General features: G+C 44.7%; 11 protein-coding genes. 2 read left to right on the forward strand and 9 right to left on the reverse strand.

Annotated features, from left to right (window positions below; all coding sequences use genetic code 11):
- Nucleotides 1-80: 80 nt before the first annotated feature.
- Complete coding sequence (hrpA, locus tag ST37_RS15285) at nt 81-4,001, forward strand: ATP-dependent RNA helicase HrpA (protein ID WP_242426334.1); 3,921 nt, start codon at nt 81-83, stop codon at nt 3,999-4,001.
- 153 nt (nt 4,002-4,154) lie between these two features.
- Nucleotides 4,155-4,640, forward strand: a complete 486-nt coding sequence (locus ST37_RS15290) for an outer membrane beta-barrel protein (protein WP_084887901.1) — start codon at nt 4,155-4,157, stop codon at nt 4,638-4,640.
- A 64-nt stretch (nt 4,641-4,704) separates the two neighbouring features.
- Here ST37_RS15290 and cydC read toward each other — a convergent pair whose 3' ends face one another.
- The 9 genes from cydC to ST37_RS19840 form a co-directional block, all read right to left on the reverse strand.
- Nucleotides 4,705-6,432 carry a cysteine/glutathione ABC transporter ATP-binding protein/permease CydC gene (gene cydC, locus ST37_RS15295; protein ID WP_084887903.1) on the reverse strand — a complete coding sequence of 576 codons (1,728 nt, stop codon included), beginning with the start codon at nt 6,430-6,432 and terminating at the stop codon, nt 4,705-4,707.
- Entirely contained in the window at nt 6,425-8,209 is a 1,785-nt protein-coding gene (cydD, locus tag ST37_RS15300; protein WP_084887905.1) for a cysteine/glutathione ABC transporter permease/ATP-binding protein CydD, read from the reverse strand. The genes cydC and cydD overlap by 8 nt, the downstream gene beginning before the upstream one ends.
- A 97-nt stretch (nt 8,210-8,306) precedes the next feature.
- Nucleotides 8,307-9,260: a thioredoxin-disulfide reductase gene (gene trxB / locus ST37_RS15305; RefSeq protein ID WP_084887907.1), complete on the reverse strand. Its 954-nt coding sequence runs from the start codon at nt 9,258-9,260 to the stop codon at nt 8,307-8,309.
- Between the two features lie 101 nt (nt 9,261-9,361).
- Nucleotides 9,362-10,027: an ElyC/SanA/YdcF family protein gene (locus ST37_RS15310; RefSeq protein ID WP_242426335.1), complete on the reverse strand. Its 666-nt coding sequence runs from the start codon at nt 10,025-10,027 to the stop codon at nt 9,362-9,364.
- A gap of 67 nt (nt 10,028-10,094) precedes the next feature.
- Nucleotides 10,095-10,415: a DUF3392 domain-containing protein gene (locus ST37_RS15315; RefSeq protein ID WP_084887911.1), complete on the reverse strand. Its 321-nt coding sequence runs from the start codon at nt 10,413-10,415 to the stop codon at nt 10,095-10,097.
- An 11-nt stretch (nt 10,416-10,426) separates the two neighbouring features.
- Nucleotides 10,427-12,118 (reverse strand): NAD-dependent malic enzyme, encoded by a 1,692-nt coding sequence (locus ST37_RS15320; RefSeq protein ID WP_084887913.1) that lies wholly within the window; start codon nt 12,116-12,118, stop codon nt 10,427-10,429.
- Between the two features lie 155 nt (nt 12,119-12,273).
- A complete protein-coding gene (locus ST37_RS15325; protein ID WP_084887915.1) occupies nt 12,274-13,377 on the reverse strand; it encodes a phosphoribosylaminoimidazolesuccinocarboxamide synthase in 1,104 nt (367 codons plus the stop codon).
- Nucleotides 13,378-13,490: 113 nt separating this feature from the next.
- Nucleotides 13,491-13,913, reverse strand: coding sequence for a hypothetical protein (locus ST37_RS15330; RefSeq protein ID WP_084887917.1), 423 nt, complete (start codon nt 13,911-13,913; stop codon nt 13,491-13,493).
- Between the two features lie 194 nt (nt 13,914-14,107).
- Complete coding sequence (locus tag ST37_RS19840) at nt 14,108-14,296, reverse strand: hypothetical protein (RefSeq protein WP_143698211.1); 189 nt, start codon at nt 14,294-14,296, stop codon at nt 14,108-14,110.
- Nucleotides 14,297-14,334: the final 38 nt, after the last annotated feature.

Below are 14,334 nucleotides of genomic sequence, written 5' to 3' on the forward strand. Positions count from 1 at the left end.
ACTGGCTTAAAAACCTATTGACTAAGGCCGCTTGAAGCGGCCTTTTTGCTGGTGGTTATGCTACAATCGCGCGCAATAGAATCGTAGATGGAAGGTCGCGCGTGTCATCCCCCACATTTGAACAAAACTCCCCTAAAAGCCTAAGAAAAGCCCTATCTCAATGTATGATCCGAGACCGCTTTCGCTTGTCCAAGCGAATCCAAGGAGCGCAAAGAATTAAGGCTGAGGAGTCACGAAATGCTGTTTATGACCAAATAGCGCTCGATATCGCACGTTCAATGAGTGAGGTGCAATCGCGCCTTAATGCTCAGCCTGTAATTGACTATCCTCAGGACTTGCCCGTCAGTCAAAAGCGCGATGACATTGCCAAAGCCATTGAAGAGAATCAAGTTGTGATTGTGGCGGGCGAAACCGGTTCAGGCAAAACCACTCAGCTACCAAAGATTTGTGCACAGCTTGGCCGAGGCAAGTATGGTTTAATTGGCCATACTCAACCAAGACGTTTAGCCGCTCGTTCGGTTGCAAACCGTATTGCAGAAGAAATGCATACACCGCTTGGCGAGTTTGTTGGCTATAAAGTTCGTTTTAACGATCAAGTCTCGGACAACACTCAGGTCAAGCTTATGACTGATGGTATTTTGTTGGCCGAGATTCAACATGATCGATTCTTGAATCAGTATGACACTATCATTATCGATGAAGCGCACGAAAGAAGCTTAAACATCGACTTTATCTTGGGCTATCTTCGCAACCTGCTGCCTAAGAGACCGGACCTCAAAGTCATTATTACTTCGGCAACAATCGACCCGGAGCGCTTTTCAAAACACTTTAATAATGCACCGATCATTGAAGTGTCTGGGCGAACTTACCCAGTAGAAACACGATATCGCCCACTCAATGGTGACGATGACTCAGAGCGAGACGTGCTAGAAGGCATCAATGACGCCGTCGAAGAATTATGTCTGGAAGGTCAAGGCGACATTCTCGTGTTTTTGAATGGCGAACGAGAAATCAGAGATACAGCAGAGTCGCTTAATCGGTTGAAACTAAGAGACACAGAAGTGGTGCCACTGTATGCGCGGTTATCATCGGCAGAACAAAACAGAGTATTCCAATCCCATGCTGGTCGACGAATCATACTCAGTACTAACGTTGCGGAAACCAGTTTAACTGTACCTGGCATTAAGTATGTTGTTGATCCCGGTACCGCCCGTATTAGTCGCTATTCTTACCGCACTAAAGTGCAGCGATTACCTATTGAGGCCGTGTCGCAAGCCAGCGCCAATCAGAGGAAAGGGCGTTGTGGACGCGTGAGCGAAGGTATTTGCATTCGCTTGTACTCGGAAGAGGATTTTCTAAGCCGCCCTGAGTTTACAGACCCAGAAATTTTAAGAACCAACCTCGCATCAGTTATCTTACAAATGACGGCTTTGGGGTTAGGTGATATTCAAGCATTTCCGTTTGTTGAAGCGCCCGATAAGCGCAATATTTCTGACGGTGTTAGACTACTGGACGAGTTAGGCGCATTGCAAAAAAGTGATAATAGCGGTGTCCATCGTCTGACCAAAATTGGTCGACAGCTTGCTCGCTTACCTATCGACCCGAGACTGGCTAGAATGGTATTGGCGGCACCAGCATTAGGCTGTTTGCACGAGATGATGGTGATCACGTCGGCATTGGCGATCCAAGATCCCCGTGAGCGTCCTTCAGATAAACAGCAATCAGCAGACGATAAACATCGACGCTTTGCTGACAAAGAGTCTGACTTTATCGCATTTATTAACTTGTGGAATTATCTCAAAGAGCAGCAAAAGGCGCTTTCAGGTAATCAATTTAGAAAACAGTGTAAACAAGACTATCTCAATTACCTACGTGTACGTGAATGGCAAGACGTTTACTTTCAAGTTTCCCAAGTAATGGGAGAGCTCGATTACAAACCCAACAAATCGCCTGCGGACAATCAAACAATCCACGCTGCGCTCTTAGTAGGCTTGTTGTCGCACATTGGTGTTAAAGACCAAGAAAAGAATGAATATCAGGGTGCTCGCAACGCTCGCTTTAATATTTTCCCTGCATCGGGACTGTTTAAAAAGCAGCCCAAATGGATAATTGCAGCAGAGTTGGTTGAAACATCGCGCTTGTGGGGACGCATTGTTGCCAAGATTCAACCAGAATGGATAGAGCCCGTTGCAGGGCATCTGATTAAACGGAGTCACAGCGAGCCACATTGGTCGAAAAAACGCGCTCAAGTGATGGCCTATGAAAAAGTAACGCTTTATGGCATCCCTATTGTTGCTAAACGTCTAGTGAGCTATGGCAACATAGATCCGGTTGTTTCTCGAGAAATCTTTATTCGCTCTGCACTAGTCGAAGGAGACTGGGACAATAAGCATCCGTTTTTTAAAGCCAATATGAAGCTCATCAAAGAAGTTGAAGAACTTGAGCATAAATCGCGCCGTCGTGACATTTTGATTGACGACGAAGACCTCTATCTGTTTTACGATCAGCGTATCGCGACTGATGTCGTGTCTGGCAAGCACTTTGATAGCTGGTGGAAAAAGACTCAGCAATCATCACCCGAGCTGCTTAACTTTGAAAAGCAGGCACTGTTCAAAGGTGATGCCTCTCATATTACCGACTTAGACTACCCTAATTTTTGGTATCAAGGTGGCTTGAAACTTAAGTTGAGTTATCAGTTTGAACCTGGTCAAGACAGTGATGGTGTAACGGTACATATCCCGCTACCTATTCTTAATCAGGTCACGCAAGACGGTTTTGATTGGCAAATCCCAGGTCTTCGCGAAGAATTGATCATTGCGCTAATAAAGTCTTTGCCAAAAACATTAAGACGAAATTTTGTACCTGCGCCGAACTATGCGCAAGCATTCTTAGCGCGTATCGAACCGATGCAGATGCCGTTATTAGATGCACTGGAAAAAGAACTGCGCCGCATGACGGGGGTAGAAGTGCTTCGTGAGGACTGGAAGTTAGATCAAATTCCTGAACATTTAAGAATTACCTATCGAGCTGTCGATCATCGCAATAGAAAGCTCAAAGAACACACAGATATTTTTGAGTTAAAAGAGAGTTTAAAAGAAAAAGTTCAGCAAACCTTGTCAAAAGTTGCCGACGATGACATTGAGCAAAGCGATTTACACACATGGAGTTTTGGCGAGCTACCAGAAGTGTATCAACAAAAGCGTGGTGGCTTTAAAGTTAAAGCGTTTCCAGCGATTGTCGACGACAAGAACAGTGTTTCTATCAAACTATTTGAAACAAAAGCAGAGCAGCAACAGGTTATGCAGCAGGGACAACGCCGATTGTTGCTACTTAATGTCCCGTCGCCAATCAAATACTTACATACCAATTTACCGAATAAGTCAAAACTGGGGCTGTACTTTAATCCGTATGGAAAGGTCATGGATTTGATTGATGATTGTATTGCCTGTGGTGTGGATAAACTCATTGCACAGCATGGAGGTTTGGTTTGGGAGTCGGAGTCTTTTGACCGTCTTAAAGAAACGGTCAGAGGCGAGTTAGGCGATACGGTAGTTGAAATAGCCCAGCAAGTCGAAACTATTTTAACCATGGCTTTTGGGATCAATAAAAAACTGAAGGGGAGAGTGGATCTTTCAATGGCATTTGCACTTTCTGACATCAAAGCGCAATTAGAAGGGCTAATTTACAAAGGCTTTGCGACAGATTGTGGTTGGGAGAAGTTGCCTGATATTCTACGATATATGAAGGCTCTAGAGAAACGTCTAGAAAAACTCCCTATTGATCCAACAAAAGATAGACTACACATGTTAAAGATAGAGTCGGTCAATACCGCTTATAAAGAATTGCTGAACAAAATTCCAAAGGGGATGGCAGTGCCTGAAGAGGCAAAAACTATCCGTTGGATGATAGAAGAACTGCGCGTGAGCTATTTTGCACAGCAATTGGGTACGCCATTTCCGATTTCTGACAAACGTATTTTTAACGCTATTTCGGAGTTATAGTAAAATATGGCGATTTTTAAGTCACTTAGACTGACAACTATTGATTGCCGATGCTAAGCTCTGGTTAGATGGCCAAATATTTGCATAATACTGTTTAAAGCTCAAAGAGCGGCAATGTAAATTGCCGCATGGAAATATCCAAAAGGAAATATAATGAAAAAGACACTTCTTGCTCTTGCTCTAGTAGGTACTTCAACGTTCGCAATGGCTGACGCATGGCTTTACGGCGGCGCTAACATTGGTCAAGCTGGTTTTGATAGCGACAGTGCAACAACAACTGGCCTTCACATTGGTACTGGCATTCTTCCAATTATTGGTGTTGAAGCAGGTTACCAAAATCACGGTAGCGCAGGCTTCTCTGACTTTGATGTCGATTCTTCATCGTCGTTGTACTTGGCCATTAAACCAAGCATTGACTTTGGTCCACTGCACATTTACGGTCGTCTTGGCGCTCACACCTACGACCTAGCAGGTACTGCCGGCTTTACCGACGAAGATGGCTACGACATCATGTATGGTGTTGGTGCTGAATACTTTGTTTTTTCTATGGTATCAATCGGTGCGGGCTACCAGAATTTCGCCATGGGTGATCGTAACGTAGACAGCTTCACTCTGAACGCGACAGTTCATATTTTCTAATACGATTTCTCGACGTACAAAAAAGCCCCGAAAGGGGCTTTTTTATTGCGTGTATGATTTAGAGTTAGAGTGCTTCGGTAAGGCGCTTAAATCGACCGTTTTGCTTCAGTAGGTACCTAAAGTCACCTTGCTCTACGATCTGTCCAGACTCCATCATTACAATATTGTCCATGGTATGTAGGTTGGATAGTCTATGGGTAATGAACAACGCCGTTTTGTTTTTACAATGATCGGTAATGAGATCGAGCATCTTCTTTTCTGTCGACTTATCAAGTCCTTCAGTTGCTTCATCTAAAATCACCAGTTTACCAGTGTGAAGAAGCATCCTCGCCAGCCCAATACGACGCTTTTCACCGCCAGATAACTGGCGCCCACCGTCGCCAAGCCACTGTTCTAGGCCTGTGTCATCGAGTAAATGCGATAGCTCTACCTTGTGTAATGCGTCTGCGAGTTGCTCATCATTAGCTTTGTTGTTGGCTATAGTGAGATTGTTACGCAAACTATCATTAAGAATGTCAACACGCTGGCTCACTACAGAGGTCGATGCTCTTAACACGTCTTCTGGGATTTGACGCAGCGATACACCATTAAAAACTATCTCTCCGGAATCGCAATCCCAGCTGCGAGTGAGCAGTTGTGCTAGTGTTGACTTGCCACAGCCTGTTTTGCCCAATAACGCAGTTTTGCTGCCGGCAGGCAATGTTAAATTGATCTGCTGGAGTACAGGGCGTTCCGAATATTGAAAACTTAGGTTGCTGATTTGAACATCTAACGAACGAGAAGACAGCGGTTGAGCCTTTGCTTCATCATCCAAAAAGGTCACTTCTGGCGATGCTTCCGTTATTTGATTCAATCTCTTCGCCGAAGTGAGAGTTTGACCTAAAAATTGAAACGCCCCTGCTATAGGGATTAACAGCTCCATGCTAGACAGTGCGGCAAACACGATCAAAGCGGTAATCGGTGTTGCAGGCTCCCCGTGATAGCCATTTAGTCCTAAATAGAGGATACCCAGTAACGTAACACCATTTACTAGCATGAGTAACGAGCTCGCTAATGCACTGATTCGAGCATGATAGAACTGGTGTTCAATAAGCTTGCTTTGCTGCACAATAAATTGCTTATAGCGTTTGTTTTCGCCACCATAAATTAGTAGCTCCGAGTGCGCACTTATGTAATCGATCAGCGTCGTTCGAAGCCTCGCTTTGGTTAGAGTGAGTTGCTCACCGTTGTGCTTTCCCAGTTTATAAAAGAGGGGAGGCCAAATAACCAGTACCGCAACAAGGGTAGCGCCTAGCCAAAGTCCAGAGGCTGTATCAAACCAGGCTACAATGAGTGAGAGCAATACAATACCGATAAGGCTCTGTGCAATGGGGCTGACCAGCCTTAAATAGATATGGTCCATCGCTTCGACATCAGCGGTGATTCTATTTAGTAAGTCAGCGTCGCGAAGAGTGGCATTTTTTCGTGGAAAAAGTGGGATCATGCGTTTGAAAAATCGAACACGAAGATCCGTCAGCAATTTGAAGGTGGCATCATGAGTGATCACACGCTCACCCCAACGTCCCGCAGTTCGACTAATTGCAAGTCCTCTAACCGCAGCACCAGGTAGCATGTAATTAAATGTTTGGCGTGCAATGGTTAAACCTGCAACCGCAGATGCAGATAGAAACCAACCTGATACAGTTAACAATCCAACAGAGGCGAGAAGCGTGAGCAATCCAATCAGTGAACCAATGGTTAGATGGAACCAATGCTTCTTGTACAGCTGGAAGTAAGGTTTAAGATCACCCATCTAAATTCTCCTTATCGTCTAATGACAAGTACTGAGCATCGCTTAACATTTGATGAAATGCGCCTTCCTGTTTAACCAGTTCGGCGTATGAACCTTGTTCGACAATCTGCCCCTTTTCCATTACCAGTACGCGATCTACAGTGGAAAGCGCGGAGAGTTGGTGAGTGATCATCAGTGTTGTCTTATGCTGTGTCACCTGTGAAAGAGAATCAAAAATGAGCGCTTCACTGGTAGAGTCCAAGCTCGCGGTAGGCTCGTCTATGATCCACAGTTGGCCTTGTTGGAGAATGGCGCGTGCTAGAGCAAGTCGTTGAGCTTGGCCTACAGATAAGCCGCCCATCTGGTCTTCTATTTGATAATTTAAACCGAGCGTTTGAACAAATTCATCACTGTGTGATTGATGCAGTGCGTGTTGAATCTGCTGATCCGAGTAGGAATGGTCGCCCAAGTTAAGGTTTTCTAACAAGGTACCGTGAAGCAACATTGGGTTTTGACCAACCCAACTGATGCATTGGTGCCAACTGGCCGCTTGAATGGTTTTTAGTTCAATACCATTCACTTTCAAACTGCCTTTGTAAGGTAAAAAGCCGAGTACTGCATTGACTAAGCTCGTTTTACCGGCACCACTATGCCCGACAAGCGCAATACTTTCTCCTTGCTCTACCGAGACGGTAATGGGTCCGACTAAATGGGTCCCATCTTGAGCGGTAACAATGAGTTCTTTCGCTTCAATCTGCAACGACTCAGTGGATGAAACTTGAGTGGTCGATTGTGACTCATCAACAGCAATATTTAGAAACTCAACCAGTGATTCGGCAGCGCCAATGGCTTGTTGCTTTGCGTGATAATAAGCACCAAGATCGCGCAGTGGTTGGTAAAACTCTGGGGCAAGGATGAGTATGAATAAGCCAGTGAATAACGTCAGTGGCAAGCCATAGTTACCGAAATTGAGCTCACCAATAAATGAAAACCCAAAATACACCGCGGTAATTGCGATGGATACTGAGGTAAAAAACTCGAGAACTGCCGAGGATAAAAAGGCAATTTTTAGCACGCTCATGGTGCGCTTTCGAAACACTTCTGATGCCGCGTTAAGCTGTTCAACTTGTTGATCAGCTTGATTAAACAAGCGTATGGTAGTTAACGCTTGTAGGCGGTCATAAAAGTGACCTGACAAACGTTGCAACGCCTTAAAGTTTTTCCGATTTGCTTCAGCGGCCTTCTTACCGACTAACGCCATAAAAAGCGGAACAAGAGGTGCAGTGAGTAGGAAAATAACGCCAGCTGCCCAGTTTTGCGGGAATACCACAATGAGGATCATTAGTGGCACAGCGCCCGCCAAAGTCATTTGGGGAAGATACTTAGCAAAGTAGTCTTGCATCTCTTCCACTTGCTCTAAAATGAGCGTTGCCCAAGCGCCTGCTTGCTTCTGTTGGATATACGCAGGACCGAGTTGGCGTACTTTATCGAGCACAAGCTGCCTGATATACACTCTAATATGAGCCCCGGCTTTGAACCCAGCGATTTCTTTCACATAGGTTGCCATCGAGCGCACAATGAGAGCAGCGATGAGACCAATAATAGGAGAGGTCAGTTGCTCTAATGGTGTAGCTTCGATAATAGCTGAATGTAAAAGAGTCGCAATAAACGCTGCTTGAGCAATAACGGCGACTGTCGATACAAGCCCCGTTACTATCGATAGCATCATCCATTGCTGAGCATGTTTAGATTGTAACTTTAACCAATTACGAAGAGATTTTTGAGTGTGCTTGTCCATGCAGATTCCATACAATCTATGTGGTATAGATTGCTGAGGTAATAATTAAGTGACAGGTCAATGATTGGAGCGCCAGAATTAACTGACGCCCTCATTATTATTCAATACTGTCTAAGTAGCGCTCTGCATCGAGTGCGGCCATGCAGCCGCTTCCCGCTGACGTAATGGCTTGACGATAGGTATGATCCATCACGTCACCTGCAGCGAACACGCCAGCAATACTGGTTTGAGTCGCATTACCTTCTAGTCCAGATTGAACAACAATGTAGTCATTCTTCATCTCGAGCTGACCATTGAAAATCTCGGTATTTGGATGATGGCCAATGGCAACAAATACACCCATAACGTCATGCTCAACAACCGATCCCGACTGAACATTTTTAAGCTTCATGCCAGTGACACCCATTTCGTCGCCAACAACTTCTTCCAGTGTTTGGTCCAAATGCAGAACAATGTTGCCATTGTTGACTTTGTCCATTAGGCGTTTTATGAGGATCTTTTCTGCACGGAAGGTATCGCGACGATGGACCAGATGAACTTCTGACGCAATGTTTGACAGATACAGTGCTTCTTCTACGGCGGTATTTCCTCCACCGATCACAGCAACCTTTTGGTTACGGTAAAAAAAGCCATCACAAGTCGCACAAGCAGACACGCCGCGACCTTTAAACGCTTCTTCGGACTCCAGTCCAATATACTTTGCTGATGCGCCTGTTGAAATAATCAATGCATCACAGGTATAGGTAGCGTTATCACCCACTAAGGTAAAGGGTCTGTTTTTTAACTCAACAGTGTGGATATGATCAAACTGAATGTTGGTTTCAAATTTCTCAGCGTGCTTTTGCATGCGTTCCATCAGAGCAGGACCCGTTAGTCCTTCTGGATCGCCTGGCCAATTTTCAACTTCAGTTGTCGTGGTTAACTGACCACCTTGTTGCATTCCAGTCACAAGCAGTGGTGATAGGTTAGCGCGCGCAGCGTATACAGCAGCAGTGTAACCCGCTGGGCCTGATCCTAAAATGATCAATGGATTATGGATAACGTCAGCCATGAATTCTCCAATTAACAACGTTTTTGGCAGTGTATTGATTTTGTGCCACAGAAGATAGTAAAAGCAGTCAAAATGTTAAGTTGCGGCGATCACAACAAAAATCAATCCTGTTGGGGCACCTTTTTTTCCGGCTCAGGATTGTTGAGCAACTCGATGATAGGCTCTTTGTCGCCTAAAAAACGAGGTTGAGTATGAATGATATTGATGTCCAAAAATGCTTTTGTGCGGGCAAATATTTCTCGAAACCTCACGTTATACCAATGCGTAGGGGTCGGGGCTTTAACTCCTAGGCAATAAGCATCGATTTTTATGTGGTTAGCAATATAAAGTGCGCGATAGCAATGAAATGTTTGAGTCACGATAATCATTTCGTCTACATCGAATATCGATTGAGCGCGCACAATAGAGTCTAGTGTTCTAAATCCTGCATAATCTAAAAAGATCACTGACTCAGGAATACCCGCTTTCAATAAATCTCGTTTCATTGTCCAGGGTTCATTATACGAGCGGTGAGCGTTGTCGCCACTTAATAAGAAGCCTTTGACTTTACCTTGTTGGTAGAGCTCGATCGCCGACTCAATACGAAAGGTATAGTAAGGGTTGAGTGACTTGCCAATGTACTTACTGGTTCCCAATACGAGAGCGACAGGGGCGAGCGGTGCATCAACGACTTTCGACACAATTTTATTTTTAGCTTTGTGAGCAATCCATTGATCAACTCCGACAACAAAACCAGTCGCTAATGCAGCAAGTACCAATCCACCGATAAGTAGCGATCGGACTGTACGAGCGAGCCAATTGAGCAGTGAACGAGGAGGTGTGCGACCAATCACGTTACACCTGTCTGTTTCGTTGCGCCCAAACACCGATCACTAAAAAGCTTCCGCAGATAACACTGACTAACCAGTTCGAATTAAGCGCCGCGAGTTGTCGAGCGAGAAAAGGGGATAGGTGAACAATAAGCAGGCCGTAGCCAAAAGCGTTAATCAATACAAACGTGAGTGTTCTGACCACAAAATTGTGGCCACGCATTACACCGCGAACAAAACGGTTGATATCGTTGCCCGCTATCACGAGCGTACAGGCAACGAGTGAAATCGCGATTTCCGACAAGTACGGTCTTAACAGCTGTGCAAAACTATTGATTACATCCATGTACTAACAACCTAATAAGCAGTGCGCTTATAGCGGCGGTACACTGGCTGCCAAAAATGGTTGTCAATGGCCGTACGTATTGCGTCATCAGAGATCTTTAGCGCAACACCTTGTTCAATCGCTTTTTTGGCCACAGCAAACGCAATAGCCTTAGAGACAGTGTGAATTTCTTCTAGCGGTGGTAGCAGCGCGCCCTGGCCTTGTCGAGCGAGTGGAGAGCAGTTCGCAAGAGCGCGACTCGACTCCATGAGCATTTCGTCTGTGATCCGTGAGGATTCAACGGCCAAAACGCCCAAGCCAATACCAGGGAATATATAGCTGTTGTTACACTGAGCAATTTCGAAGCGTTGACCTTTATAAACAACAGCTTCAAATGGACTACCAGTTGCGACTAACGCGTTTCCTTCTGTCCACTCAATTAGATCAGCAGGGGTCGCTTCAACGCGACTGGTAGGGTTAGACAGTGGAAAAATAATCGGTTGCGAGCAATGTTGATATAATGCTTTTATAATCTCTTCGCTGAATAGACCTGGTGCACCGGATACACCTATCAGCACGGTTGGCTTGGCATTTGTGACCACTTCTAACAATCCATAACCGGCATCCTCAGACTGTTCCCAGTGTTCAGTATTGCTAAATGGTTGAGCAAGGTTTTTCTGGAAATCGAGAAGGTTGGGCATACCTTGTTGCAATAAGCCCCAACGATCAACCATGTAAACCTGACCGCGCGCTTTCTGTTCGTCTAAACCTTCGGCGACCATTTGTGCAACAATGGCTTCCGCTATACCACAACCTGCAGACCCCGCGCCAACAAATGTGATGCGTTGGTCACGAAGTTGTGAGCCTGCTGCTTTACAGGCTGCAATTAACGACCCAACAGTAACTGCAGCGGTACCTTGAATATCATCGTTAAAGCAGCAAACACGATTCTTATACTTGTTCAGTAGTGGCATGGCATTTTTTTGGGCAAAGTCTTCAAACTGAACCAATGCCTCTGGCCAACGACGTTGCACAGCTTGCATAAAATCGTCGACAAACTCGTCATAGTCGTGCCCGCTGATACGCTTATGGCGCCAGCCCATATACATTGGATCGGCAAGACGTTGCGGGTTGTTGGTACCCACATCTAAGACAATGGGTAGCGTATACGCTGGGCTGATACCACCACACGCGGTATACAGTGCAAGCTTACCTATGGGGATCCCCATACCACCAATGCCTTGGTCTCCCAATCCCAGAATACGCTCGCCATCGGTCACCACAATTACTTTCACATTTTGGTTGGCGGCATTATTAAGTAAGTCGTCAATCCGGTCGCGATTTGGGTAAGAGATAAATAGACCGCGACCACGGCGATAGATATTAGAGAAATTTTCACACGCCGCACCTACAGTCGGAGTGTAAATAATGGGCATCATTTCACTGATATGGTTTTGAACCAAACGATAAAATAGCGTCTCATTGGTGTCTTGTATGTTTCTTAAATAGATGTGTTTATCCATACTATTTTCAAAACTTTTATATTGCTGATATGCCCGCTCTACTTGCTCTTCGATGGTTTCGGTTGCTTCAGGGAGCAAGCCTTCAAGATTGAAGAAACTGCGTTCGTCGGCAGAAAAAGCGCTGCCTTTATTGAGTAAAGGAGTGCTTAACAGAGCGGATCCTGCAAAAGGGATGTATAACGGGCGTTTGTCGTTTTTCATGGTCTAGGCAATCAGCAATTAGGTGTGCATAGTGTATTCATTTTTCACACTAAATTCAGTGATAAAATTCGTTAAACGGTAACTTTCTCTATTGGACAGCGCAAAAAGGCCAATCTAATGAAAGATTGGCCTTTAAGTAGTAGAGCATTATAAGATTAATCGACTAACTGGTAGTGCGTTCTTAATACATCGACAATTTCTTGCTTAGGATTTTGGCTGATATGCACAGGGGAGCCCGTAATTGTTTTAGCGATATCGGTGTACGTTTTAGACAGAGTCGTCATAGCGTCTAATGGCAATAGGTTGTCTGCTGCCAGGGCTTCTCTTTCCGCCATGCGATCTTTATTTAGCAAAATATCTGGATCTGGGAAATGATTAAGAAGAAACTGCCTAAATCCTTCTTTTGAATTTTCTACAATTTTCCCTTGCTGATAAGCGTTACTATCCCAGATGCGAGATGAATCTGGAGTGCCGACTTCATCCATGTAAATTAACTTGTCGTTGCCTGCAGCGTCTTTGACATAGCCAAATTCAAATTTGGTGTCGACAAAAATCTGATCCAGTGGAGCCAATGCCTCAGAAATGACATTAAAACCTTCTTTTAGCAGGGCCTCATACGCATCGATGTCTTGAGCTTGTTTAAAATTAAACGCTGCAAAGTTATCAACGATATTTTGGCGAGTAATATTGACATCGTCGACTGCCGGAACACCAGGAATGCCCTCCAAAATGCCTTTTGTTGACGGGGTTAATAGGTATTCTGGGAGCTGAGAGTCTTTAGTAAGGCCTTCTGGTAGTGCTATGCCACAAAACTCTCTTTCACCATTCTCATAGGCGCGCCACATAGAGCCAGTTATATAACTACGGCATATCGCTTCTATTTTTATAGGCGTGGCTTTTTGAACAATCCAAACGAGTGGGTGAGGGACATCAAGAATATGACTATCGGCAAGACCTTTTTGCTTAAACAAGTCGAACCAATGATTTGAAATTGCGTTTAGTGCAGCACCTTTACCAGGCACCCCTTTGAGCCCTTGCTCACCCTTCCAAATACAATCGAATGCAGATATGCGGTCGCTGATCACCATAATCGCTAACGGAGCGTCTGCTGGTACATCATAGCCTTTTTCTTGAATCAGTCGGCGACTGTCTTGTTCGGTTAACCAATAAACGGAGCGAACCTTACCGCTATGCACTGGTTTATCAGTACGAATAGGCAAGTCATCGTTAACATCTAAAACTTGATCAGCTAAGTTCATTTTTTGGCGTTCCTTTAGGGTAATACGGCTTCAACGAGCGCATAATACCAAAAAACACCTCTTGATCCAGCAATAAAGCAAACGTTTGCTTTAAGTGCTTATTACGAAGCCTATTAATGCAGTTGCTGCGCGCGACTCACATCAACAAAATGCAATGCACAGTGATTGTCTTTAGCGAGCTGCGTTAGCTGTTGTTGAGAAATTGAATCGATAGCGCTTGTTGCCACGATAGCGGACGCATTTCCAGACAAAATACCGTCCATAATCACTTTTATCTGCTCACTATGGGCAGAGTTTTTGAGATACACCACTTTGCTGCAGTCAACATTACGTTGGCTTAGCCATTTGAAGTCAGGCTTTGGGCATTGGCCAGTAAATAGAATCCACTTATTTTTACGTGAGGCTAGGGCAAGTTGGCTAGCGATGGTATCTGCTGAGCGCTGCGACTTGACCGGTGGAGAGGCAATAAAAGAGTTACGCGGATTAACCGAAACGGAAAAAGTGTTTTCTGTGACTGATGATTGTGTGTAACTCATAATACTGTCCCCATGTACATACTGTATGAATCAACAGTAATTCGAGTGTGCTTGTTTTGCAAGCTTTTTTTGCGGCATTTTTAAGCTGTTATGACATGGTGCTTGTTTTTGATGATTCAGAGCGCTAGCTAAGTGAAAAGTTATAGGCACAAAAAAGCCCCCAAAATAGGGGGCTTAGAAAGAAGAGATGTTTATTAGGCTACTTGTAGCTGAAGAGATATTTTCTGTAACCGTTTTTCATCAGAGTTAAACATGCGGATATCAAATTCTGCGTAAGGTAGGCAGCCATCGCATGAGTGATAGCGTTTGCCATCAGAATACTTAAGTGGGTTGACCGGTAGAAACTCTTTACACCAGTCACAATTTTGTCTTTCCTTTTGCATACAGCCTCGACTAACTTGAAAACCAGTGAAGCATAACA

Origin of the sequence: Vibrio sp. qd031 (assembly GCF_002100145.1) — a bacterium.
GTDB lineage: Bacteria > Pseudomonadota > Gammaproteobacteria > Enterobacterales > Vibrionaceae > Vibrio.

What these genes read in the sequence shown, in the direction of transcription:
- ST37_RS15290 (WP_084887901.1), top strand. Translation starts at nt 4,155, where the DNA reads ATGAAAAAGACACTTCTTGCTCTTGCTCTAGTAGGTACTTCAACGTTC.
- cydC (WP_084887903.1), bottom strand. Translation starts at nt 6,432, where the DNA reads ATGGGTGATCTTAAACCTTACTTCCAGCTGTACAAGAAGCATTGGTTC.
- cydD (WP_084887905.1), bottom strand. Translation starts at nt 8,209, where the DNA reads ATGGACAAGCACACTCAAAAATCTCTTCGTAATTGGTTAAAGTTACAA.
- trxB (WP_084887907.1), bottom strand. Translation starts at nt 9,260, where the DNA reads ATGGCTGACGTTATCCATAATCCATTGATCATTTTAGGATCAGGCCCA.
- ST37_RS15315 (WP_084887911.1), bottom strand. Translation starts at nt 10,415, where the DNA reads ATGGATGTAATCAATAGTTTTGCACAGCTGTTAAGACCGTACTTGTCG.
- ST37_RS15320 (WP_084887913.1), bottom strand. Translation starts at nt 12,118, where the DNA reads ATGAAAAACGACAAACGCCCGTTATACATCCCTTTTGCAGGATCCGCT.
- ST37_RS15325 (WP_084887915.1), bottom strand. Translation starts at nt 13,377, where the DNA reads ATGAACTTAGCTGATCAAGTTTTAGATGTTAACGATGACTTGCCTATT.
- ST37_RS15330 (WP_084887917.1), bottom strand. Translation starts at nt 13,913, where the DNA reads ATGAGTTACACACAATCATCAGTCACAGAAAACACTTTTTCCGTTTCG.
- ST37_RS19840 (WP_143698211.1), bottom strand. Translation starts at nt 14,296, where the DNA reads ATGCAAAAGGAAAGACAAAATTGTGACTGGTGTAAAGAGTTTCTACCG.